Source organism: Mucilaginibacter sp. A5337 (assembly GCF_059690695.1).
Window position 1 is genome coordinate 46,234 of record NZ_JCAWEC010000011.1, and the last position, 18,821, is coordinate 65,054.

14 protein-coding genes are annotated in these 18,821 nt (G+C 44.1%); 3 read left to right on the forward strand and 11 right to left on the reverse strand.

The genetic code is table 11. The features are described 5' to 3' along the window. Positions 1–475 precede the first annotated feature (475 nt). From AC59JO_RS27070 to AC59JO_RS27080, 3 genes are all read right to left on the reverse strand, one after another. The gene (locus tag AC59JO_RS27070) at positions 476–2,530 is read right to left on the reverse strand and encodes a M13 family metallopeptidase (RefSeq protein WP_497309380.1); all 2,055 of its coding nucleotides are present in this window, start codon (positions 2,528–2,530) and stop codon (positions 476–478) included. 173 nt (positions 2,531–2,703) lie between these two features. Next, positions 2,704–4,758, reverse strand: coding sequence for a M13 family metallopeptidase (locus AC59JO_RS27075; protein WP_497309382.1), 2,055 nt, complete (start codon positions 4,756–4,758; stop codon positions 2,704–2,706). Positions 4,759–4,843: 85 nt separating this feature from the next. Continuing rightward, positions 4,844–5,086, reverse strand: a complete 243-nt coding sequence (locus tag AC59JO_RS27080; protein WP_497309384.1) for a helix-turn-helix domain-containing protein — start codon at positions 5,084–5,086, stop codon at positions 4,844–4,846. Positions 5,087–5,493: 407 nt separating this feature from the next. Here AC59JO_RS27080 and AC59JO_RS27085 point away from each other — a divergent pair, with 407 nt between their 5' ends. Then, positions 5,494–6,633, forward strand: a complete 1,140-nt coding sequence (locus tag AC59JO_RS27085; protein WP_497309386.1) for an acyl-CoA dehydrogenase — start codon at positions 5,494–5,496, stop codon at positions 6,631–6,633. Between the two features lie 57 nt (positions 6,634–6,690). Beyond that, positions 6,691–7,932 carry a peroxiredoxin family protein gene (locus AC59JO_RS27090; RefSeq protein WP_497309388.1) on the forward strand — a complete coding sequence of 414 codons (1,242 nt, stop codon included), beginning with the start codon at positions 6,691–6,693 and terminating at the stop codon, positions 7,930–7,932. 117 nt (positions 7,933–8,049) lie between these two features. Here AC59JO_RS27090 and AC59JO_RS27095 read toward each other — a convergent pair whose 3' ends face one another. From AC59JO_RS27095 to pafA, 8 genes are all read right to left on the reverse strand, one after another. After that, entirely contained in the window at positions 8,050–8,766 is a 717-nt protein-coding gene (locus tag AC59JO_RS27095) for an ABC transporter ATP-binding protein (protein WP_497309390.1), read from the reverse strand. 3 nt (positions 8,767–8,769) lie between these two features. Continuing rightward, positions 8,770–10,245: a DUF5687 family protein gene (locus tag AC59JO_RS27100; RefSeq protein WP_413670227.1), complete on the reverse strand. Its 1,476-nt coding sequence runs from the start codon at positions 10,243–10,245 to the stop codon at positions 8,770–8,772. Between the two features lie 68 nt (positions 10,246–10,313). Continuing rightward, on the reverse strand, positions 10,314–11,594 hold the full coding sequence (locus AC59JO_RS27105) for a replication-associated recombination protein A (RefSeq protein WP_497309392.1): 1,281 nt from the start codon (positions 11,592–11,594) through the stop codon (positions 10,314–10,316). A 249-nt stretch (positions 11,595–11,843) separates the two neighbouring features. Then, positions 11,844–12,188, reverse strand: a complete 345-nt coding sequence (locus AC59JO_RS27110) for a four-helix bundle copper-binding protein (protein ID WP_497309394.1) — start codon at positions 12,186–12,188, stop codon at positions 11,844–11,846. A gap of 149 nt (positions 12,189–12,337) precedes the next feature. Continuing rightward, the gene (locus AC59JO_RS27115) at positions 12,338–13,450 is read right to left on the reverse strand and encodes a DUF6515 family protein (protein WP_497309396.1); all 1,113 of its coding nucleotides are present in this window, start codon (positions 13,448–13,450) and stop codon (positions 12,338–12,340) included. Positions 13,451–13,598: 148 nt separating this feature from the next. Further along, positions 13,599–14,174 (reverse strand): thiamine diphosphokinase, encoded by a 576-nt coding sequence (locus tag AC59JO_RS27120; protein WP_413670230.1) that lies wholly within the window; start codon positions 14,172–14,174, stop codon positions 13,599–13,601. Between the two features lie 269 nt (positions 14,175–14,443). Next, entirely contained in the window at positions 14,444–15,070 is a 627-nt protein-coding gene (locus tag AC59JO_RS27125; RefSeq protein ID WP_497309398.1) for a thiamine phosphate synthase, read from the reverse strand. A 106-nt stretch (positions 15,071–15,176) separates the two neighbouring features. Next, complete coding sequence (gene pafA, locus AC59JO_RS27130; protein ID WP_497309400.1) at positions 15,177–16,856, reverse strand: alkaline phosphatase PafA; 1,680 nt, start codon at positions 16,854–16,856, stop codon at positions 15,177–15,179. A gap of 168 nt (positions 16,857–17,024) precedes the next feature. Between pafA and AC59JO_RS27135 the strand changes: the two genes are divergently transcribed. Next, positions 17,025–18,560, forward strand: coding sequence for a carboxylesterase/lipase family protein (locus AC59JO_RS27135; protein ID WP_497309402.1), 1,536 nt, complete (start codon positions 17,025–17,027; stop codon positions 18,558–18,560). Positions 18,561–18,821: the final 261 nt, after the last annotated feature.

Here is an 18,821-nt window from a genome sequence, read left to right on the forward strand (position 1 = left end):
GGGGTCCTCTGCGAGAGCTCCTGAGAGAACAGAGACTTTCACAGATTTAAGTTAGCCCATAAAAATAACCCTATGTCATTGCTGTAAGCACAGCGTGGCAATCGCATGCTATACAGGGCTAATATGCTACCGGGCAATTGCTTCATTGTTACTCCTTACAATAACAAAACGTAAGTCATTGATTATTAATTGTTTTTCCCAAAAGGCATTATAAATATGGGCGTTGCCTGCGGCCCGTGCTATCCGCTCATACTGCACAGGCATTAGCCACAAGGCCGGTATCCGCTACTATCACTAACGCGGCCCCCGCGCACCATCGCTAAAATATATTTTATACCTCATCACGCTCTTTTTAGGATTTTCCGGATGGTTACCCGCAATAGAATCCAGACTTACGAAGTTTTAAAAACTTCGTAAGTCTTCTGCTTTTACCATTTATCTAACAAGAAACTCCCCTTTTATGGAGCCGGGGCTCTTACCAAATCTTCACCCTTTTATCCGGGTCGATCCACATTCTATCTCCTTTTTTAATATGGAAAGCTTTGTAAAACTCGGGCACATCGCTAAACGGGCCATTCACCCTTAAAAAGCCGGGGGCGTGTACATCCGTCAGGATCTGGTTGGCTAATGACTCGTCCCGTTGCTGGCCGAGCCAGCCAAGGGCATAACCTAAAAAGAAGCGTTGCATTGGTGTAAGTCCATCAATCAGCTTGCCTTCTTTATATTGTTTGGTCTTTTTAAAAGCATCAATGCCCAGTACAATTCCGCCCAAATCGGCTATGTTTTCGCCCAGGGATGCTTTGCCGTTTACGTGCAGGCTATCTAATACTACGTAGCTGCTAAACTGATCGGCCAGCATATTGGCCCGTTTAGTGAACTTTGCCGAATCGGTTGGTGTCCACCATGCCCTGAGATTGCCTTTGGCATCAAACTGGCGGCCTTCATCATCAAAGCCATGCGTAATTTCATGGCCAATGGTTGATGCTGCTACATAGCCATAAGCTACGGCATCATCTACCTCGCTATCTTTTACACCCGGAATACTGAACTGTGCTGCCGGCAACGTGATCTCATTATTTGAAGGGCTGTAGCTGGCATTATAAGTTTGCGGTGTCATACCCCATTCAGTATGGTCAACCGGCTTTCCCAGTTTATTGATATTAAATAGGTAAGCCCAGTGCCTGGCTTGCATTACGTTGCCTGCGTATGATTCGCGGCTGATCTTCATGCTCGAAAAATCCTTCCATTTATCAGGATAGCCAACTTTGGGATGAATGGCGTTGAGTTTCGCCAAAGCTTTCTGTTTGGTTTCGGGGCTCATCCAATCCAGTTTGGCAATATGTTCGCGGTATGCCTGGCGTATGGCCTCAACCATATCGGTATACCGTTGCTTGGCTTCGGCAGGGAAATATTCCTTCACAAAAAGCTGTCCCAGTAACTCACCCATTAAGCCATTTTCAGTATCCAATACCCTTTTCCAACGTGGGAGTTGCTCTTTGCGACCTGATATCACCTTGCCGCTAAAGCGGAAGCTCTCAGCATCGGCAGCAGTGTTGAGATAGGGGGCATATGATGAAATCAGTTTCCAGCGCAGGTAAGCTTTCCAGTCATCAACAGAAAACGTGCTGAGCGCCGTATTAACCGCACGGTAATACTCCGGCTGCCCAACAATCACGGTATCAATTGGCTGCTTATATTCCAGCTTGCTGAACATTACGGGCCAGTTAATATTAGGTGTAAGCTTGCCCAGCTGGGCCATGGTCATTTTGTTATAGTTGCGATACGGATCACGCAGGTTTTCGAGCTTGCGGCTGCTATCGGCCAAAAACTTTTCAATTTTAAACACACTTGCAGCCCCTTGCGTCGCTTTTTGCTCATCCCATCCTGAGAGCTTCAACATGGCCGGCAGGTGGTTGTTCATGTAATCCGTTCGTACTTTGGTGGTACGGGCATCTGTTTTAAAATAATAATCACGGTTAGGCAGTCCTAAACCCGATTGGCTCAACTGTACGATGGTTTTAACACTGTTTTTGGCATCCTGCCGTACACCGCTGCCAATGATATTGCGGGTACCGGTGGTAGTTAATACCGCCGCCGCGTTCAGGATGCCTGCTATATCGGTAGCCTGATCAATAGCATCCAGTTGTGATTTTATAGGGTTGATACCTTGTTTTTCGATATTGATACTATCCAGTCCGGTGTAATAAAAATCGCCTATTTTTTGGGTGGATGTGCCTTTTGGGGCATTGGCTTTCAGGGCATCCTCGTTGATCTTTTTCAACCTGTCGCGCAGTTCTTCAGATACAACGTTGCCTATGCCCCAGCTTGAGTATGCTGCCGGTATCGGATTGCGTTTAAGCCAGCCTCCGTTGGCATATTTGAAAAAATCATCGCCTGGTTTTACCGATTGATCAAGATTGTCATAAACTGGGTCGGCAGGTTTATTGGTAGTTTTTGTTTGGTAGGCGCTCAGGGCAAATAAAGCCAAAGCAGCTCCGCCAAAGAGGGTTCCTTTGTAAAGCTTGGTCATGTCAACGGGTTTTGAACAAATTTAATAAAAACAAAGGCGTTGTCTGAACCGGAATTTTATGGAATTAGGAGAATTTTTGGAATTTTCCTGGCATTCTGCCAACTCCTTCAATTCCATAAAATTCCGGTTCAGACAATTACTGATATTACTCCCCCTTTAGGGGGCTGGGGGGCTTACCATATCTTCACCCTCTTATCCGGATCAATCCACATTTTATCGCCTTTTTTAATGTGGAATGCCTCATAAAACTCAGGCACATCGGTAAACGGCCCGTTAACCCGCATAAAACCAGGGGCATGTTCATTGGTAAGGATCTGGCTTGAAAGCGATTCCTTCCTGTCCTGTGTAAGCCAGCCTAAGGAGTAGCCTAAAAAGTAGCGCTGTAATGGCGTTAAACCGTTAATCAGTTTACCTTCTTTATATTGTTGGGTTTTCTTGAATGCATCGAGGCCTATTACAATCCCGCCCAGATCGGCTATATTTTCACCCTGGGTGGCTTTGCCGTTTACATGCAAGCCGTAAATACTATAACCATTAAACTGATCGATAAGCATTTTGGCGCGCTGACTAAATTTTACCGAATCCTGCGGTTTCCACCAGGCTTTCAGGTTTCCGGCAGCATCAAACTGGCGGCCCTGGTCGTCAAAACCATGGGTCATTTCATGGCCTATGGTTGATGCAGCAGCATAGCCGTAAATAACGGCATCATCAATATTTTCGTCCTTGTAACCGGGAATAGTGAAAATTCCCGCAGGTAACACAATTTCGTTATTTGATGGGTTATAGTAAGCATTGTAGGTTTGCGGGGTAATATCCCACTCGGTACGGTCGACAGGTTTGCCAAGCTTAGCCGCGCTGAAATTATGCCACCACTCGTTTGCCCGCAATACATTAAGTGCATAAGGGCCACGATTGATCTCTAATGTCGAAAAATCCTTCCATTTATCCGGGTAACCAACTTTAGGATTTACTTTTGATAATTTGTAGTAAGCCTTCTCCTTGGTTTCGGGGCTCATCCAATCCAGCTTTTCAATATGCTCTTTAAAGCTGGTGCGCATTTCTTCAACCAGCTTTACATAGCGCTCCTTTGTTTTTTCGGGGAAATACTCTTTTACAAAGATCTGTCCCAATACCTCGCCCATCAGGCCATTTTCGGTATCGAGCACGCGTTTCCAGCGTGGGAGCTGGGCGGTACTGCCCTCAATCACTTTTTCATAAAAACGGAAGACCTCCTGGTCAAAAGGCTTGCTCAGGTACGAGCCAAAAGCAGTCACCAGGTTATTACGCAGGTAATTTTTCCAATCATCTATCGAATAAATTTTCAGCGCCTTATTCAGCGCCCTGTAATACTCCGGCTGACCAACAATCACGGTATCTGAGTTTTTGTAGTCCATCTTTTCAAAGGTGGGTTTCCAGTCGATATCCGGGGCCAGCTTGCTCAGCGCGACAAGCGTCATTTTGTTATAGTTATGGTACGGGTCGCGCAGATCTTCCAGTTTACGGCTGCTATCGGCCAGGAAAGTTTCGAGCGAATAAGTTTTTTTAGCGGCGGCGGTAGCTTTATCAGCAGTTAAGCCCGCCAGTTTAAACATGGTAGGCAGATATTTATTTTGATAATCGGTACGGATAGCCACACTATGCTCATCCTTATTAAAATAATAATCGCGGTTAGGCATACCTATGCCCGATTGATATAAACCCAAAATCATTTTTGAGCTATTTTTAGCGTCCTGACCAACATAAGCGCCAATAGGTTGCGTTACGCCTATCCTTTGCAGATGTGCAAATTCTTCAACCAGGCTTTTAATATCAGTTATCCGGTCTATTTTATCCAGCTCATCTTTCAGTGGCGAAAGGCCTTGCTTTTCGATGTTAACAGTATCCATCCCGCTGAAATAGAAATCGCCTATTTTTTGGGTGTTGCTTCCTTTCGGAGCATTGGCCTTTAAAGCATCTTCGTTGATCCTCTTCATCCTGTCGCGCAGTTCTTCCTGCACCACATTGCCAATTCCCCAGGAGGCATAGGCCGCCGGGATTGGGTTTTTACGCAGCCAGGTGCCGTTAGCATATTTAAAGAAATCGTCGCCGGGTTTTACGGTAGTGTCCATGTTATGGATCACGGGGTCGCCGGCTTCGTAAGCTTTTGTTTTGTCATCATGGCTGCAGGCGCTAAGCAAAATGCCAAATGTTACGGTGATTAGGGATAAGGAACGGATTTGTTTGTTCATTTTTTAGGTGTGTGTATGAATTAAAATACAACGACTGTATGGTATAATAGAATTTAGGACAGCGTTTTTTTCTAAATATGATAATTTAATATATCCCCTGGAAGAAACCTGATAAAGAAACGTCAAAATAATAACAAATTTTACGAAGTGTTTCCAACCTGATATCAATAATACCTGATTCGAGCCGGGCAATATTTATGCGTGTTTCGTTAAAAAATCGCTCCTGGGTAACCCGGTTTTGCTTACGCAAAGTTTTTATCTGTAAAGCAACTTTTCGTTTAAACGCGTCATTCGCATTGTTAAGACATTCAAAATCAGTTAAAAACATGGGTGATTCAGCTTATTAAATAGTTTATGTTTTTTTTGAAAGCTAAAAATAAAATAACATCAATAAATTTTATATGCAGATATTATTCTTTTATAAAAATTGACAACTAACGTTTAAACATGAAATATTAATGCCACAATTTTATAATTATGGCAAAGGATTTGTATAGAAATATTCGCCCTGTATCATCTGTGAAAAAAAAGAAATTTAGTAACATCTACCTGTGAAAAATTAAAATTGAATTCTCAGACGCCCAAGTTGAGATTTTTTGTTCTTTGTTTTGGGTTTAATCAATAGTTTAAATTAATTAGGGGAAAGGGAGCTTCAAAAAAAGCTCTCTTTTTTTGTTTATAAAATTTACTATGCATGCATAGTAAATTTTATATATTTATGCTTTATTTATACCCATGTATTTTGAACTGACCGAAGAACAAAAAATGATTCGCCAGGCTGCGCGCGATTTTGCGCAGGCAGAATTGAAACCTGGTGTTATAGAACGCGACGAGCTGCAAAAATTTCCAGCCGAACAAATCAAGAAACTTGGTGAACTGGGTTTCCTGGGCATGATGGTATCCCCCGTTTACGGTGGCTCAGGCATGGATGCCATATCATACGTACTGGTAATGGAGGAGCTTTCAAAAATTGATGCTTCTGCCTCGGTAGTTGTATCGGTAAATAATTCGCTGGTATGCTACGGGCTTGAAAAATATGGCAGTGAGGCGCAAAAGCAAAAATATTTGATGCCGTTGGCCAAAGGCGAATGTATAGGCGCTTTCTGCCTTTCTGAACCGGAAGCTGGTTCTGATGCCACGTCACAAAGCAGCACAGCTATTGATATGGGCGATCATTACCTGCTCAATGGCACCAAAAACTGGATCACCAACGGCGGTACCGCATCCACCTATATTGTAATTGCCCAAACTGATGCCGCCAAAAAGCACCATGGTATTAACGCCTTTATTGTTGAAAAAGGAATGCCTGGCTTTACTGTAGGCCCCAAAGAAAATAAGATGGGCATACGCGGCTCGGATACCCATTCGCTGATGTTTACTGATGTTAAAGTACCCAAAGAAAACCGCATTGGCGAAGATGGCTTTGGATTTAAGTTTGCCATGAGCGTATTGGATGGTGGCCGCATAGGTATTGCCTCGCAGGCTTTGGGTATAGCATCCGGTGCGTATGAACTGGCTAAACAATACGCTAAAGACCGCAAAACTTTTGGCAAGCCACTGGCCGACCACCAGGCCATACAGTTTAAGCTGGCAGATATGGCTACCGAAATTGAAGCGGCCCGTTTAATGTGCCTTAAAGCAGCCTGGCTTAAAGACCATGGAAAACCCTATGCCCATGCATCATCAATGGCCAAATTATATGCATCTGAAGTGGCCATGCGTACTGCTACCGAGGCAGTACAAATTCATGGCGGGTACGGCTACGTGAAAGAATATCATGTTGAACGCCTGATGCGGGACGCCAAAATAACGCAGATCTATGAGGGAACATCTGAAATTCAAAGAATTGTCATTTCGCGCGGATTGTTGAAATAACGGCGTTGTTTTTATACATTTGAAAGTATATAGATTAAGTAGACTATATATTTAAGTATGACTTTCAAAAATATCGCAGCCGGTATTTGCGGATTACTATTTCTGCAAACCGGCTTTGCTCAAACTAAACTCAAAACCGGCGAATGGCGTGGTGCGCTTAAAACTAAATCAGGCACCGAAATCCCTTTCAATTTCGAGGTTAACAACACCGGCGGTAAACAACAGTTAGCTATCATTAATGGCGCCGAGCATTTTAAAGTAACAGATATTGCCACCAAAGGCGATTCGGTTTTTATTCATATGCCTTTGTTTAATTCCGAGTTTAAATTGAAACTTAACGGTGACAATCTTAACGGCAACTGGGTAAGGCACCTCGCGGATAATGATCTTTTAGTTCCGTTTAGTGCTACACCTAATACATCATGGCGCTTTTTCAAAAACCCCGAAAAACCGGCATTTAATATCGGCGGACGCTGGTCGGCAGTTTTTGGCGAAGGGGAAGGGCGTGATACAACGGTTGGCGAATTTAAGCAGGATGGGGACAAGCTTACCGGAACCTTCTTAACTACTACCGGCGATTACCGCTATTTAGAAGGTTCTGTAAGTGGTAATAAACTTTACCTGTCCACTTTTGACGGAGGCCATGCCTATACTTTTACAGCTACTATCAGTGACGATAAAACGATTACCGACGGTAAATTTTTCGCCGGATATTCATCAGTGCAATCATGGTCGGCTGTAAGGGATGAAAATGCAAAATTACCTGATGCATATTCACTTACTTCGTTAAAACCGGGCTACAAAAAATTAGCTTTCAGCTTTAAAGATCTTGATGGCAAAACCGTTTCGCTTGATGATGCAAGGTTCAAAGATAAGGTAGTTATTGTGCAGATCCTCGGCTCATGGTGTCCTAACTGCATGGATGAAACCGCATACATGGTAAACTATTATAAAAAATACCATAATAAAGGAGTCGAAGTAATTGGCCTGGCTTATGAGCGTACTACCGATTTCGAAAAATCGAAAAAAGCGCTGCAGCAAGTAAAAGACAGGTTTAAAGTAACCTATCCACTATTGATAACCGGCTACACCAGCGATAAAAAGCAAACAGCACAAAGTCTGCCTATGTTATCAAAAGTGGTTGGTTTCCCTACCACCATCATCATTGATAAAAGTGGTGATGTGCAAAAGATCCACACAGGTTTCAGCGGCCCGGGTACCGGCGAGCATTATACCGAGTTTATCAGTGAGTTTGAGAAGTTGACGGATGATTTGCTGGCAGCCCCGCCTGCCCCCTAAAGGGGGAGCTTTTGATTTGCAGGGTTTCTATTCCCTTTATAACAAAAAACGCATTGCCTTCGGCAATGCGTTTTTTGTTTACGCGTAAAAAGAGGGGCTTGAAGGAAAACTCCCCCTTTAGGGGGCGGGGGGGGCGATTTGTACCCCAAAATACGCTTCCAACTCATTCAAAGTTGATGAGCTTGTGGCAATATCTTTAATGATCACACCTTTTTCCATCAACAATATACGGTCGCACACATCGGTGATGTGGTTAAGGTCATGGCTGGATACTATGGTGGTTACGCCTTTGTTCTTGTTTAGATCTTTAAGCAGGTTTTTAAGCCTGAACTGGGTGCTGGGGTCGATATTGGCAAAAGGCTCGTCCAGCATCAATAATTGAGGCTCCTGTAACAAACACGCTGCTACACCAACTTTGCACTGGTTCCCTTTTGAAAGATCACGGATGTATTTACCTTTTTTGAGGATCTCGCCATTAAAGAAATCCGTCAGGCCGACCAGCACTTCATCCACATGCGCTCGGTTGAGGCTGTGCAATCCTCCTATGAAATAAAAATACTCTTCGGGGGTGAGATAATCTATCAGGAAACCTTCGTCGAGATAAGCTGCGGTATAATCCTTCCATTTTTCATGACCGGCCACCACTTCGCCATTAGATAAGATCTCGCCGCTTTCGGCACGGATCAGGTCGAGCACCATGCGGAACAGCGTGGTTTTGCCCGCACCGTTATTACCTACCAGGCCAACGCTTTCGCCTTTGTTTATTTGCAGTGTGGGTACATCTACAACGGTAATGCCGTTATAAACCTTTTTTAAATTTCTTACTTCAATCATTGTTTATTTATTTCTGAAGCCTTCGGCAACGGTATAACGTTTTTGCATAAAATCTTCCTCCAGTTTTTTAACCCAAAAGTCGCGGGTTAAAACAAATAAGATCCCTGTACAGGCCAGCATAGCCAGGCCAATATTGGCGTGTTTAAACAGGGAAAAGGGAAGATAAATAACATATGGTGTAATCATCAGCGGGAACGAGATCAGCATCTGCGTAGCGCCAACACCTTCCCAGTTAAATGAAGCCCCTTTTGACAGATTGATGCTTTTGGCATTACGATTAGCAAAAAACAGCACTATGGTTGTGTTGACACCGATATTCCACAGGTACATTACAAAATGCACTAATACTATACGCCAGCCAAAATAGGCGTAAGGCGTGGTTAATATAAAAGCCACGGTTGATACCATGGTGAATAGCAGATATTTTGCTTTTAAAAAATCACGAAAATTAATTTTGCTCACCAAAATGCCATCGAAATGGGCTGCCTGCCAGCTGTACATGAACTGGCCGTAATTGATAATGAAGATGCCCGTCATGAACATGCCTACAAAAATATACCAGGTTTCGCCGTAATGATTGTTGGTATAAAATATAAGCCCGTAAAACATGAAGAACAATCCCATAACCAATGCAGAGCGTGGTCGTTTATTGCGAAAGATCAGCTTGAGCTCATTAGCCACCAGATCGCCAACTTTACCAAACCTGCTTAACAGCGGAAACTCCGTACTGCTTTTATACGCTGATGCCTTGCGTGAGCTTAGCTCCTCCAGGTAAAGGTTTTGTTTTAGGTAAGCAAAGTTGACGTAATACATTCCTATGGCAAGCGCAACAGGCAATAGTACCAACACCGGTTTACCGAGCAAATGACCAAAGTATAAATACGAGATATTGCGTACTGAATACAGGTGAAAACGGAAATCGCCAGTGATAATAAGAGCCAGCACAGCTACAAATACCAGGAAAACCCATCCATTTAAATTAGCCTTGCGTTTAATAAACAGCGCCAGGTAATTATTAAAAAGCATGAAGCCTAAAATAGCCAGTATAAAAGCAATTGCCGGCAAGGCTCCCGAATCGGTCAGGATTACTTTTAAAACAAAGGGCACAAAAAGTATAACAGGCCAAAGATTAAAAACAGAAAGCATGGCGGTAAAGGCCAGATATGATACTACGGTATTGCGCTTGATACGTAAATGAAGATAGGGTTGTACCCTCAATGTGGGCAATTCCTGCAATTGCATGCGCATAATAAGATCAAACAAAAAATACAGCAGGATAATGCCGCAAAAAGAGATCACGACATCATCATGAGAAAAGGCTTCGGCCAGGATCTTATCTAAAAATAATCCCGCAAACAAAATGCATGCAAACAGATAAAGGATGAGCAAAGCCATTACCACGCGGATAGCAATACTTTTACCTGTATTTTTTGATCGCCAAAAAGCTTTGAGTTCGTGCCCGAGGAAGGTAGTGATCATAGATATAGACAGTTAAGGGTTAAGGTATAGGTTAGTATAAGATATACCTTTTGAAAGCGAAGCTTAAATTAGTATTTATACCTGTCGCCCCAAAGTTTTCTTAACTTTTCTTTTGATTCATTTTCACGCGCATTGTTACCGGGATCATAAATTTTTGTTCCGCGGATGGCATCGGGTAAAAAATCGAGGTCGGTAAAGTTGCCCTCGTAGCTATGGGCATATTTATAATCTTTACCGTAGCCTATGTTTTTCATGAACTTGGTTGGCGCATTACGCAAATGCAGCGGCACCGGCAAATCGCCGGTTTGGCGCACCAATGCAATGGCCGCTCCGATAGCCGTAGTAGCCGAGTTACTTTTGGGCGATGTTGCCAGGTAAATAGCCGTTTGCGATAATATCAACTGTGATTCGGGCATACCTATTTTGTTAACGGCCTCAAAACAGCTTTGCGCAAGCAGCAATGCGTTAGGATTGGCATTACCGATATCTTCGGATGCGAGGATCAGCATCCGCCGGGCGATAAACAAAGGGTCTTCGCCACCTACAATCATTCTTGCCAGCCAGTAAACCGCGCCGTTGGGATCAGAGCCCCGCATAGATTTGATAAAAGCCGAGATAATGTCATAATGCTGCTCGCCGGTTTTATCATACAGGGCCATGTTTTGCTGTACATGTTCCAGTACAACATCATCCGTCAATACAATTTTTTTTGAGTCGAACGCATTCACCAGTAATTCAAAAATATTAAGCAGCTTACGGGCATCGCCTCCCGAAAGACGTAATAAGGCCTCATAATCTTTTATGGTGATGTTTTTATCCTTTAAAACCACATCCTCTTTCATCGCTTTGTTCAGCAGGTTGATGAGATCAGTTTCGGAAAGCGGCTGTAGAATATAAACCTGGCATCGCGATAGTAAAGCCGAAATCACCTCAAATGATGGGTTTTCGGTAGTAGCGCCTATCAGTGTAACAATGCCCCGCTCCACGGCCCCTAACAATGAATCCTGCTGTGATTTGGAAAAACGGTGGATCTCGTCAATAAACAATATCGGCAGTACTTCGCCCTGCTGTTTTAACAGCGATGCTTTTTCTATCACCTCCCGTACATCCTTTACACCCGAATTGATGGCGCTCAAAGCAAAAAACGGGCGAAATAATGATTGCGAAATAATATAAGCCAAGGTGGTTTTACCTACCCCCGGCGGCCCCCAGAATATCATTGATGGTAGCGAACCTGATTCAATTGCTTTACGCAGTACCGCTCCCGGCCCAACAAGATGTTTTTGCCCAACATAATCATCAAGCGATTTGGGCCGCATACGTTCGGCTAATGGTGGGAGGTTATTCATAAAAGTAAAATTCAGAAAAGAAAACGCTAAATCCTAAAAAAATTAGTAAAATAGTATTTGCGCTTGAACAGGGTTTTCAACATCTCCTCTTGAGAGGGGGCGCGGAGGAATGAGCGGTGGCAGGGGTGTGTTTCTGCGATAGACTCATCAAAGTAGAAACCCACCCCTCCACCCCTCTCGAGAGAGGAATCGCACGTACCCCCGCTTTTTGACGAATATACTCTCAAACAGGAGCTAAATGTGATTATCTCAATCCTGTGTAATTGGTTCGTGATGTGCATGGCAGGCCTCTGCACAATCCAAACAGGCTCTGGCGCATTCCCGGCAATGATCGTGTTCGTGCTTACCGCATTCGGCAGCACAAAGGCGGCAGATTTCTTCGCATAAAACCAAATATTGGTGGGCAATAACCGAATCCCGTTGCAGTAACCGGGCAGCCTGAGTGCAGATATCGGCGCAATCGCGGTCGAGGCTGATGCAGGCGGCCATCATTTTAACATCTTCTTCGTGCAGGCATGCGGTAGCACAGTGTTCGCAAGCTAAAGCGCAATCCAATAATTTTTGAATTATAGCGCGGTGATCATGATTTTGCATAACGGTAAATTTTAAGTTTTACTTAATATACTACCCATTACAGTTAAAAAAAGTTTGCACAAATCTGAAATGTCTTATCAGGGCGCCAACAAAAAAGGCTGCCTCCACAAAAGAAGCAGCCTTCATAATATATATTGAATTTTTATTAATTACTGTTGGTTAGGGTTTTGATCGCTGTTATTATCTTCAGGATCATCTGACGGGGTACCTACAATTTTGTAAGCTTTGTTGCCGCCATCCTGAGTTTCCTGGTAATAATAACCATCAGGCGATACAAATAATTTTTCGCCATTGATTTTGATCTTCCTGCAATCAGGAGGCAATTGGGTTACAATGTCGCCAATTTGCGGGCCCTGATCAACGCTACCGTTATCGCCATTACCCTGATCGGTATTTAACTGACCATCTTTGCCGGCGATCACATAAACAGTTGAGCCGTCGTCTTTGGTATATGGCTGATAGTAAACACCATTTAACTCGTAGTACTGTTCGCCATTGATCATGATTGACTCTGCACCTGATGGCAAGGTTTTGATTTCGGCACCAATTGGAGGCTCAACAACGGTATACTGATCGTTATATTGGCGGTAGTACAAACCATCGCTATAGTAATACTGATAATCGCCCCACCAGAAAGGATAGTAGCCATAAGGCAAGAAACCAATGCTAAAACCTAAACGAGGGTAATAGAACGAATTATAATAGTTACGATATGGATAATAGTAATGGCTGCCAAAGTAACCACCACGACCACCGTAAGGATAGGTACCAGGATAAACCCTGCGGCCACCGTAAGCGTATGATCCGCCCCTGTAATAAGTACCACGGCCACCGTTATAAGCGCGTCTGTCGACAGTTGTATAACCACCGCGGCTGCCGCTATAAACACGTGCAGTGCTGCCATAGCTACGTTGCGGTGCAATAGCCGAACCATTTGGTCTTATACCACCATAGCTGCGTTGTTGTGGAGTGCCGTAGCTGCTGCGCGAATCGGTACCGTAGCTACGTTGTGGTGCTGCTATTGCGGTACGGGTACTGCCGTTAAACGAAGTTGACGGGCGTGAAAAACTACCACCTGAAGAACGGGAAAAACTACCGCCTCCGCCACCACCGCCTGACGATCTTGAACCGCCTCCGCCGCCTCCACCACCGCCGCCGCGGGATCCACCGCCACCACGTTGTGCATCAGCATTAAATGCCAGGGATAAGCTCAACAAGCCCCCTAATGCAATTGTTAATAGATTTTTATATGTCCTTTTCATGATGAAAGATTTTTAACTGATCAGCATGGTATTTTTGCTGATATAAATATATAGACTATTAAATGTTTAAACGGTTTAACACGTTTTAAATTATTTTTACTCAAAAAGCGAACCAATACTATCTAATACGTACCGGTTACTGCTTTCGCTACTCCAAATCCTCGGCAATGAACAAAAAAGATTGCTCAAAATGCAGCGTAAAAAAGCCATCGTGCGTGGTTTTGTACCTGTTATTGCCCATGGCTTCAAGCCCGCTTAATTGTAAGCCTGATGGATGTGAAAGCAATTCAATGAACTCGCCTGCCGGTTTCCATTTGCTGAACCCCGGGTTAACCGGATAGACTTTTTGTTGCGCCTGGAAAATCACCAGGTTTATTTTATCGGCATAGAACAAAAAATCTTTCAGATCCAGCGTATCCGTAATCACATTAACCGATGGGTAATTATGCGTTACCAGGTATTTTAAAGCTGTGCCTGCAGCATTATTATCCTTGTCCAAGGGCATCAGTTTTACATCCGACTGCAAATCACCTGCATCACCATCACCTATTATCCAGTCGACCTTTATACCTGAGGCATCCAGTTTTTCGGCCGTATCCGTTGTACAAATCACTGTTGGGCTCCATTCCAGCAGTTGTCCAAGCATCTCCTCATCAAAAGTATCCATACTTAAAACCAGTAAAGCAGGCTCCTGTTTTTCGCGAACTATATGATGTGATGACATTGCTAATGTAGATGGAACAGATGAATATTAAATGAAAATATAAAGATGGGGTTTTTATTGATTGGTAAAGCTAAATCAACGTTTTATGACGGTAGAATCGCTTTTTAAAAATTGATGTCATTTCGAGTGAGCGGGGACAGGCTGAGCTTTGGAGCGAAAGAGAAATCTTATACGCCATACAAATCCGGTAAGTATTTTGGTTTAGCAGCTCGCATAAGATTTCTCACTCGTTCCTCGTTTCGAAATGACAGGGCGTAGAGGGCCAGTCATTAATACATCTTCCTGTAAAACTCCTTAACCTTCGCAGCCGGATCGGCAGCCATATTGATGGCTGATGATACCGCGATGCCATCGATACCCGTTTGAAGCAGGGGCTCTACATCATCTATTTGAATGCCGCCAACAGCTATCACGGGGATCCCGATGATCAGCTTCTTCAGTTGACGGTATCCGCTAAACCCAAGCGGATTGTGCTTAGCAGGCTCCACTCTATTAGTGGCTGCAAACGGCCCGTAGGCGTAATAATCAACCACCCCGGCACTTTGCAGCTTTAACAACTCATCCGTATCCGCAGCAGATACGCCGAGAGTTTTATCAGGGCCAATAGCCCTACGGATTGTTGGCAGATCGGCATCTGCATCGTCAATATGCACGCCCTGCGCGTCAACACGGTCAATCAGCTCATAATGATTGGCAATAATGAGTGTTGCACCCCATTCATCACAAATTTCGGCTATCTCGTTTATTTCATCAATCAGCTCATCTTCGGGTTTGGTAAGGCAACGGTATTGCACCCAGTTTGCCCCTGCACCACAAGCCATCTGTACTTGTTGTACGTGGCTAAAACCGGGTAGGTCATGTGTGAGATAATGAAATTTAGAAATGTATTTTTTCATTTTTAAATCCGAAAATTTGGCTGAAATATAAAGTCCGAAAAACTACAAAGAATCTTTCGGACTTTATCAATCTCCGGCCACCCGGCAGGCAATTATTGTTTCAACATTATTTTAAAACTTCACTGATAGTTTTACCTACACAGCCATTAGGTGCCTGGATATGTAATAAGGATGCTATGGTAGCCGAAATATCCGTCATGTGTGTTTGGCGGGTAAGGCTGCCATGTTTGATACCCCAACCCATAAACACCAATGGAATATGCGAATCGTAAGGGTTCCAGGTACCATGAGTGGTACCGGTTGGGCCACGGTCGTTTGTACCATGACCGGTATACCATGCCGGTTTCAGGATGATCTGGATGGCCCCGCTATGCTCGGCATTATAGCCGTTAATGATCATGCTGCGCAAATCATCAGGAATATTAGCTTCCTGTACTTTTTGCAGATCAATTACATAAGCAATACCCGATTGTTTTTTCAGGTATGCGATACAATCCAGTTTTACAGCATCTTCGCTAACGCCGGCTTTTGCAAGTGCTGCGTTATTGAAGTTAACCTGGTAATTATCCATACTGATGATCAGGTTATCTACCTTGTATTTATCGCTGATCATGGTGTTCATTTCTTTTGCAGCTTTGCCATCGTCCCAAACACCGGCAGGGATATTATGATCTTTCAGGAAATTGGGGTTATGCGCAGCACCATGATCGGCACTCAGGAAAACCGAATAGTTGCCTTTACCCACGGTTGCATCCAAATAATTGAAAAACGCGGCCAGGTCCTGGTCAAGCCTTAAGTAAGTATCTTCAGCCTCAACCGAGTTAGGGCCAAACTGGTGGCCAACATAATCTGTTGATGAAAGGCTCACGGCTAAAAAGTCGGTTACGGTATTTTTACCCAGTTTTTCGCCTTCAACAGCAGCTTTTGCCAAATCAAGCGTCATGGTGTTGCCGAAAGGAGTAGAGCGGATCATGCCGATACGGCCTTTGTAAAGTTCAGAAGTTTTAACCGGCAGCGTTGGAGTTGCGGCACCCGCAAATTTGCCTTCATAACGGTCGCTGTTATCAGGAGCGCTTTGTATATAGGTATCAACGGGATATAGTGGGTTCCAGTCCTGTTTCAGGTATTTTTCGGCAATTTTTTGATCGTTAATAGTTTTAACCCAGGCAGGCAGATTATTCATATAATAAGTACTGGTGATCCAGTTACCGCTGGCATCATCAAACCAGTAAGCAGCATTGGCCGAGTGACCTGCAGGCAGGATACCGCCACGGTCTTTCAGGGCAATCCCAATAACTTTTGAGCGGAAGTTGGTTGCCAGTCTCAACTCGTCAGTAACTGTGCTAACCAGCAAGTTGCGCGGCGACATTTGTCCGGCTTTTGAAGTGCTACCAACAGCTACTACGGTGCTGTCATCTGTGCAATACATGGATTTACCTGTGGCCTGGATAATAAAATCATTACCCACGATGCCATGGATAGCAGGGATGGAACCGGTATAGATACAAGTATGACCTGCTGCCGTTACAGTAGGAATATAGTCGATATTGGTGTTTTCGCAGGTGAAGCCTTCATTAAGCATGCGTTTAAAACCTCCGGCCTGGTAACGGTCATAATAACGGTAAAGGTAATCCCAGCGCATTTGATCAACCACCAAACCCACAACCAGCTTTGGGCGGGGAATTGATGCAGATACCGGGGCAGTTGTTGTAGTTTTCTTTTTTTGTGCCGATACCGAAACGGTAGCGAAAGAGAGGGAAATAAGCAGCAGATGTTTAAACTTCATCGCGAAAAAAGATTTTTGATTTCGCCAAATATCAACAAAGCATTTAAAATGCAATATGATGTTTTTGTTAATTATAGAGGATTGTTACAAAAGCGTTTGTTGTTTAAAGCGAGGCCTGTTCAGGAAATCTTTGTAAGTTTAGCAAACCAATCATTAAACCTAAAGTAAATGAAACGCATTCTTTTATTGTCGCTTTTGCTGCTGGCCTGCTCTGTCATCGCTCAAAATAAAAACCTTGATATTGTTGTTACCGATGCAGGGAAAGTATCAGGATTCACCAACCAGGGTGGCGATGTTCATATTTATAAAGGCATCCCCTTTGCTGCGCCCCCGGTTGGAGATTTGCGCTGGAAAGAACCTCAGCCGGTAAAACCCTGGAATGGCGTAAAAAAATGCACCGAATTTGCAGCAAGCCCAATGCAGGGCAAGCCGGATGCTTTTGGGGTTTATACGCGCGAATTCCTGATCCCGTATGAGCCCATCAGCGAAGATTGCCTTTACCTGAACGTATGGACCGGCGCTAAAACATCGTCAGAAAAGCGGCCTGTACTGGTTTACATTTATGGTGGTGGTTTTGTAAGCGGTGGCGCTGGCGTGCCTATTTATGACGGAGAGGCCATTGCTAAAAAGGGGATCATATTTGTGGTCATTAACTATCGTGTAGGGATCTTCGGTTTCTTTGCCCACCCGGAGTTAACAAAGGAATCGTCGCATAACGCTTCCGGAAATTATGGTTTGATGGATCAGTTGGCTGCATTGAAATGGGTAAAACAGAATATAGCAGCCTTTGGCGGCGACCCGGATAAGGTTACCATAGCGGGGCAGTCGGCCGGGTCAATGAGTGTAAATTGTTTGGTGGCGTCGCCATTAGGGAAAGGGTTGTTTAACAGCGCGATTGCCGAAAGCGGGGCCAGTTTTATCAGTCCGCGGGGATATGGCGGCTTAAAAGAGGCTGAGGAGAATGGCTTAAAAACAGCAACTGCATTAGGTGCAAATTCCATTGCCGAACTACGGAATAAGCCGGCTGCCGAATTGGTTGGCAAAGGCCAAAGTCGCCCGGTTATTGATGGTTATGTTTTACCCGAAAGCATTGCTGATATTTTTAATGAGCATAAACAAAACGACGTGCCGGTACTTACCGGCTGGAATGAAGATGATGCCTTTGTTGGCCCGCCTAAAACAGCCGAAGATTATAAAAAGATGATCAGCACCCAATACGGTGCCGATGCTGATGAGTTGCTAAAGCTATATCCGGCCGGGTCAGACCAGGAAGCTGCCACATCTCAAACCAAGATGAACCGCGATCAGATCTTTGGGATCCAGAACTATACCTGGGCCAACGTGCAGAGCGAGAAAGGAAAGTCAAAAATTTACGTTTATCGCTTTACCCGCCGTCTGCCGGCAACTGCCGATTTTGTTAAATATGGCGCTTTCCATACCGGCGAAGTTGCTTATGCCTATGATAACCTCAAATTCCTGAACCGCCCATGGGAGCCTGTTGATCAGCAGCTGGCCAATACCATGAGCACTTACTGGGCCAATTTTGTTAAAACCGGGAGTCCGAATGGCAAAGGCTTACCAGCCTGGCCGGCTTATACAACAAGCGATAATAAAATAATGATCCTGGGCGAAAAGCCCGGCGCTAAAACTTTACCGGATAAAGCCGCTTTGGATTTTATGGTAAAGCGGGCCAGTGGGAAGTAATATAAGATTAATTTGTTTGAACTTTAAGAGTAAACGCGTTTAAACCCATTAGTAACAGGAGGCACCTACGGAGCCAATACTATTCGATTTTTGTCTATAAACATGGTACTCCTACGGAGTTTAGTATACTGTAAATACATAGCAGGATTATTTATGATTTTCCAAAATGCAACCTGCATTACAACCTGCCCATGACCTAGTTAAAAAGGGGAATGCGGAGTGTATCCCCCACCTAAAAATTACTGCAATTGTAAGTTAACT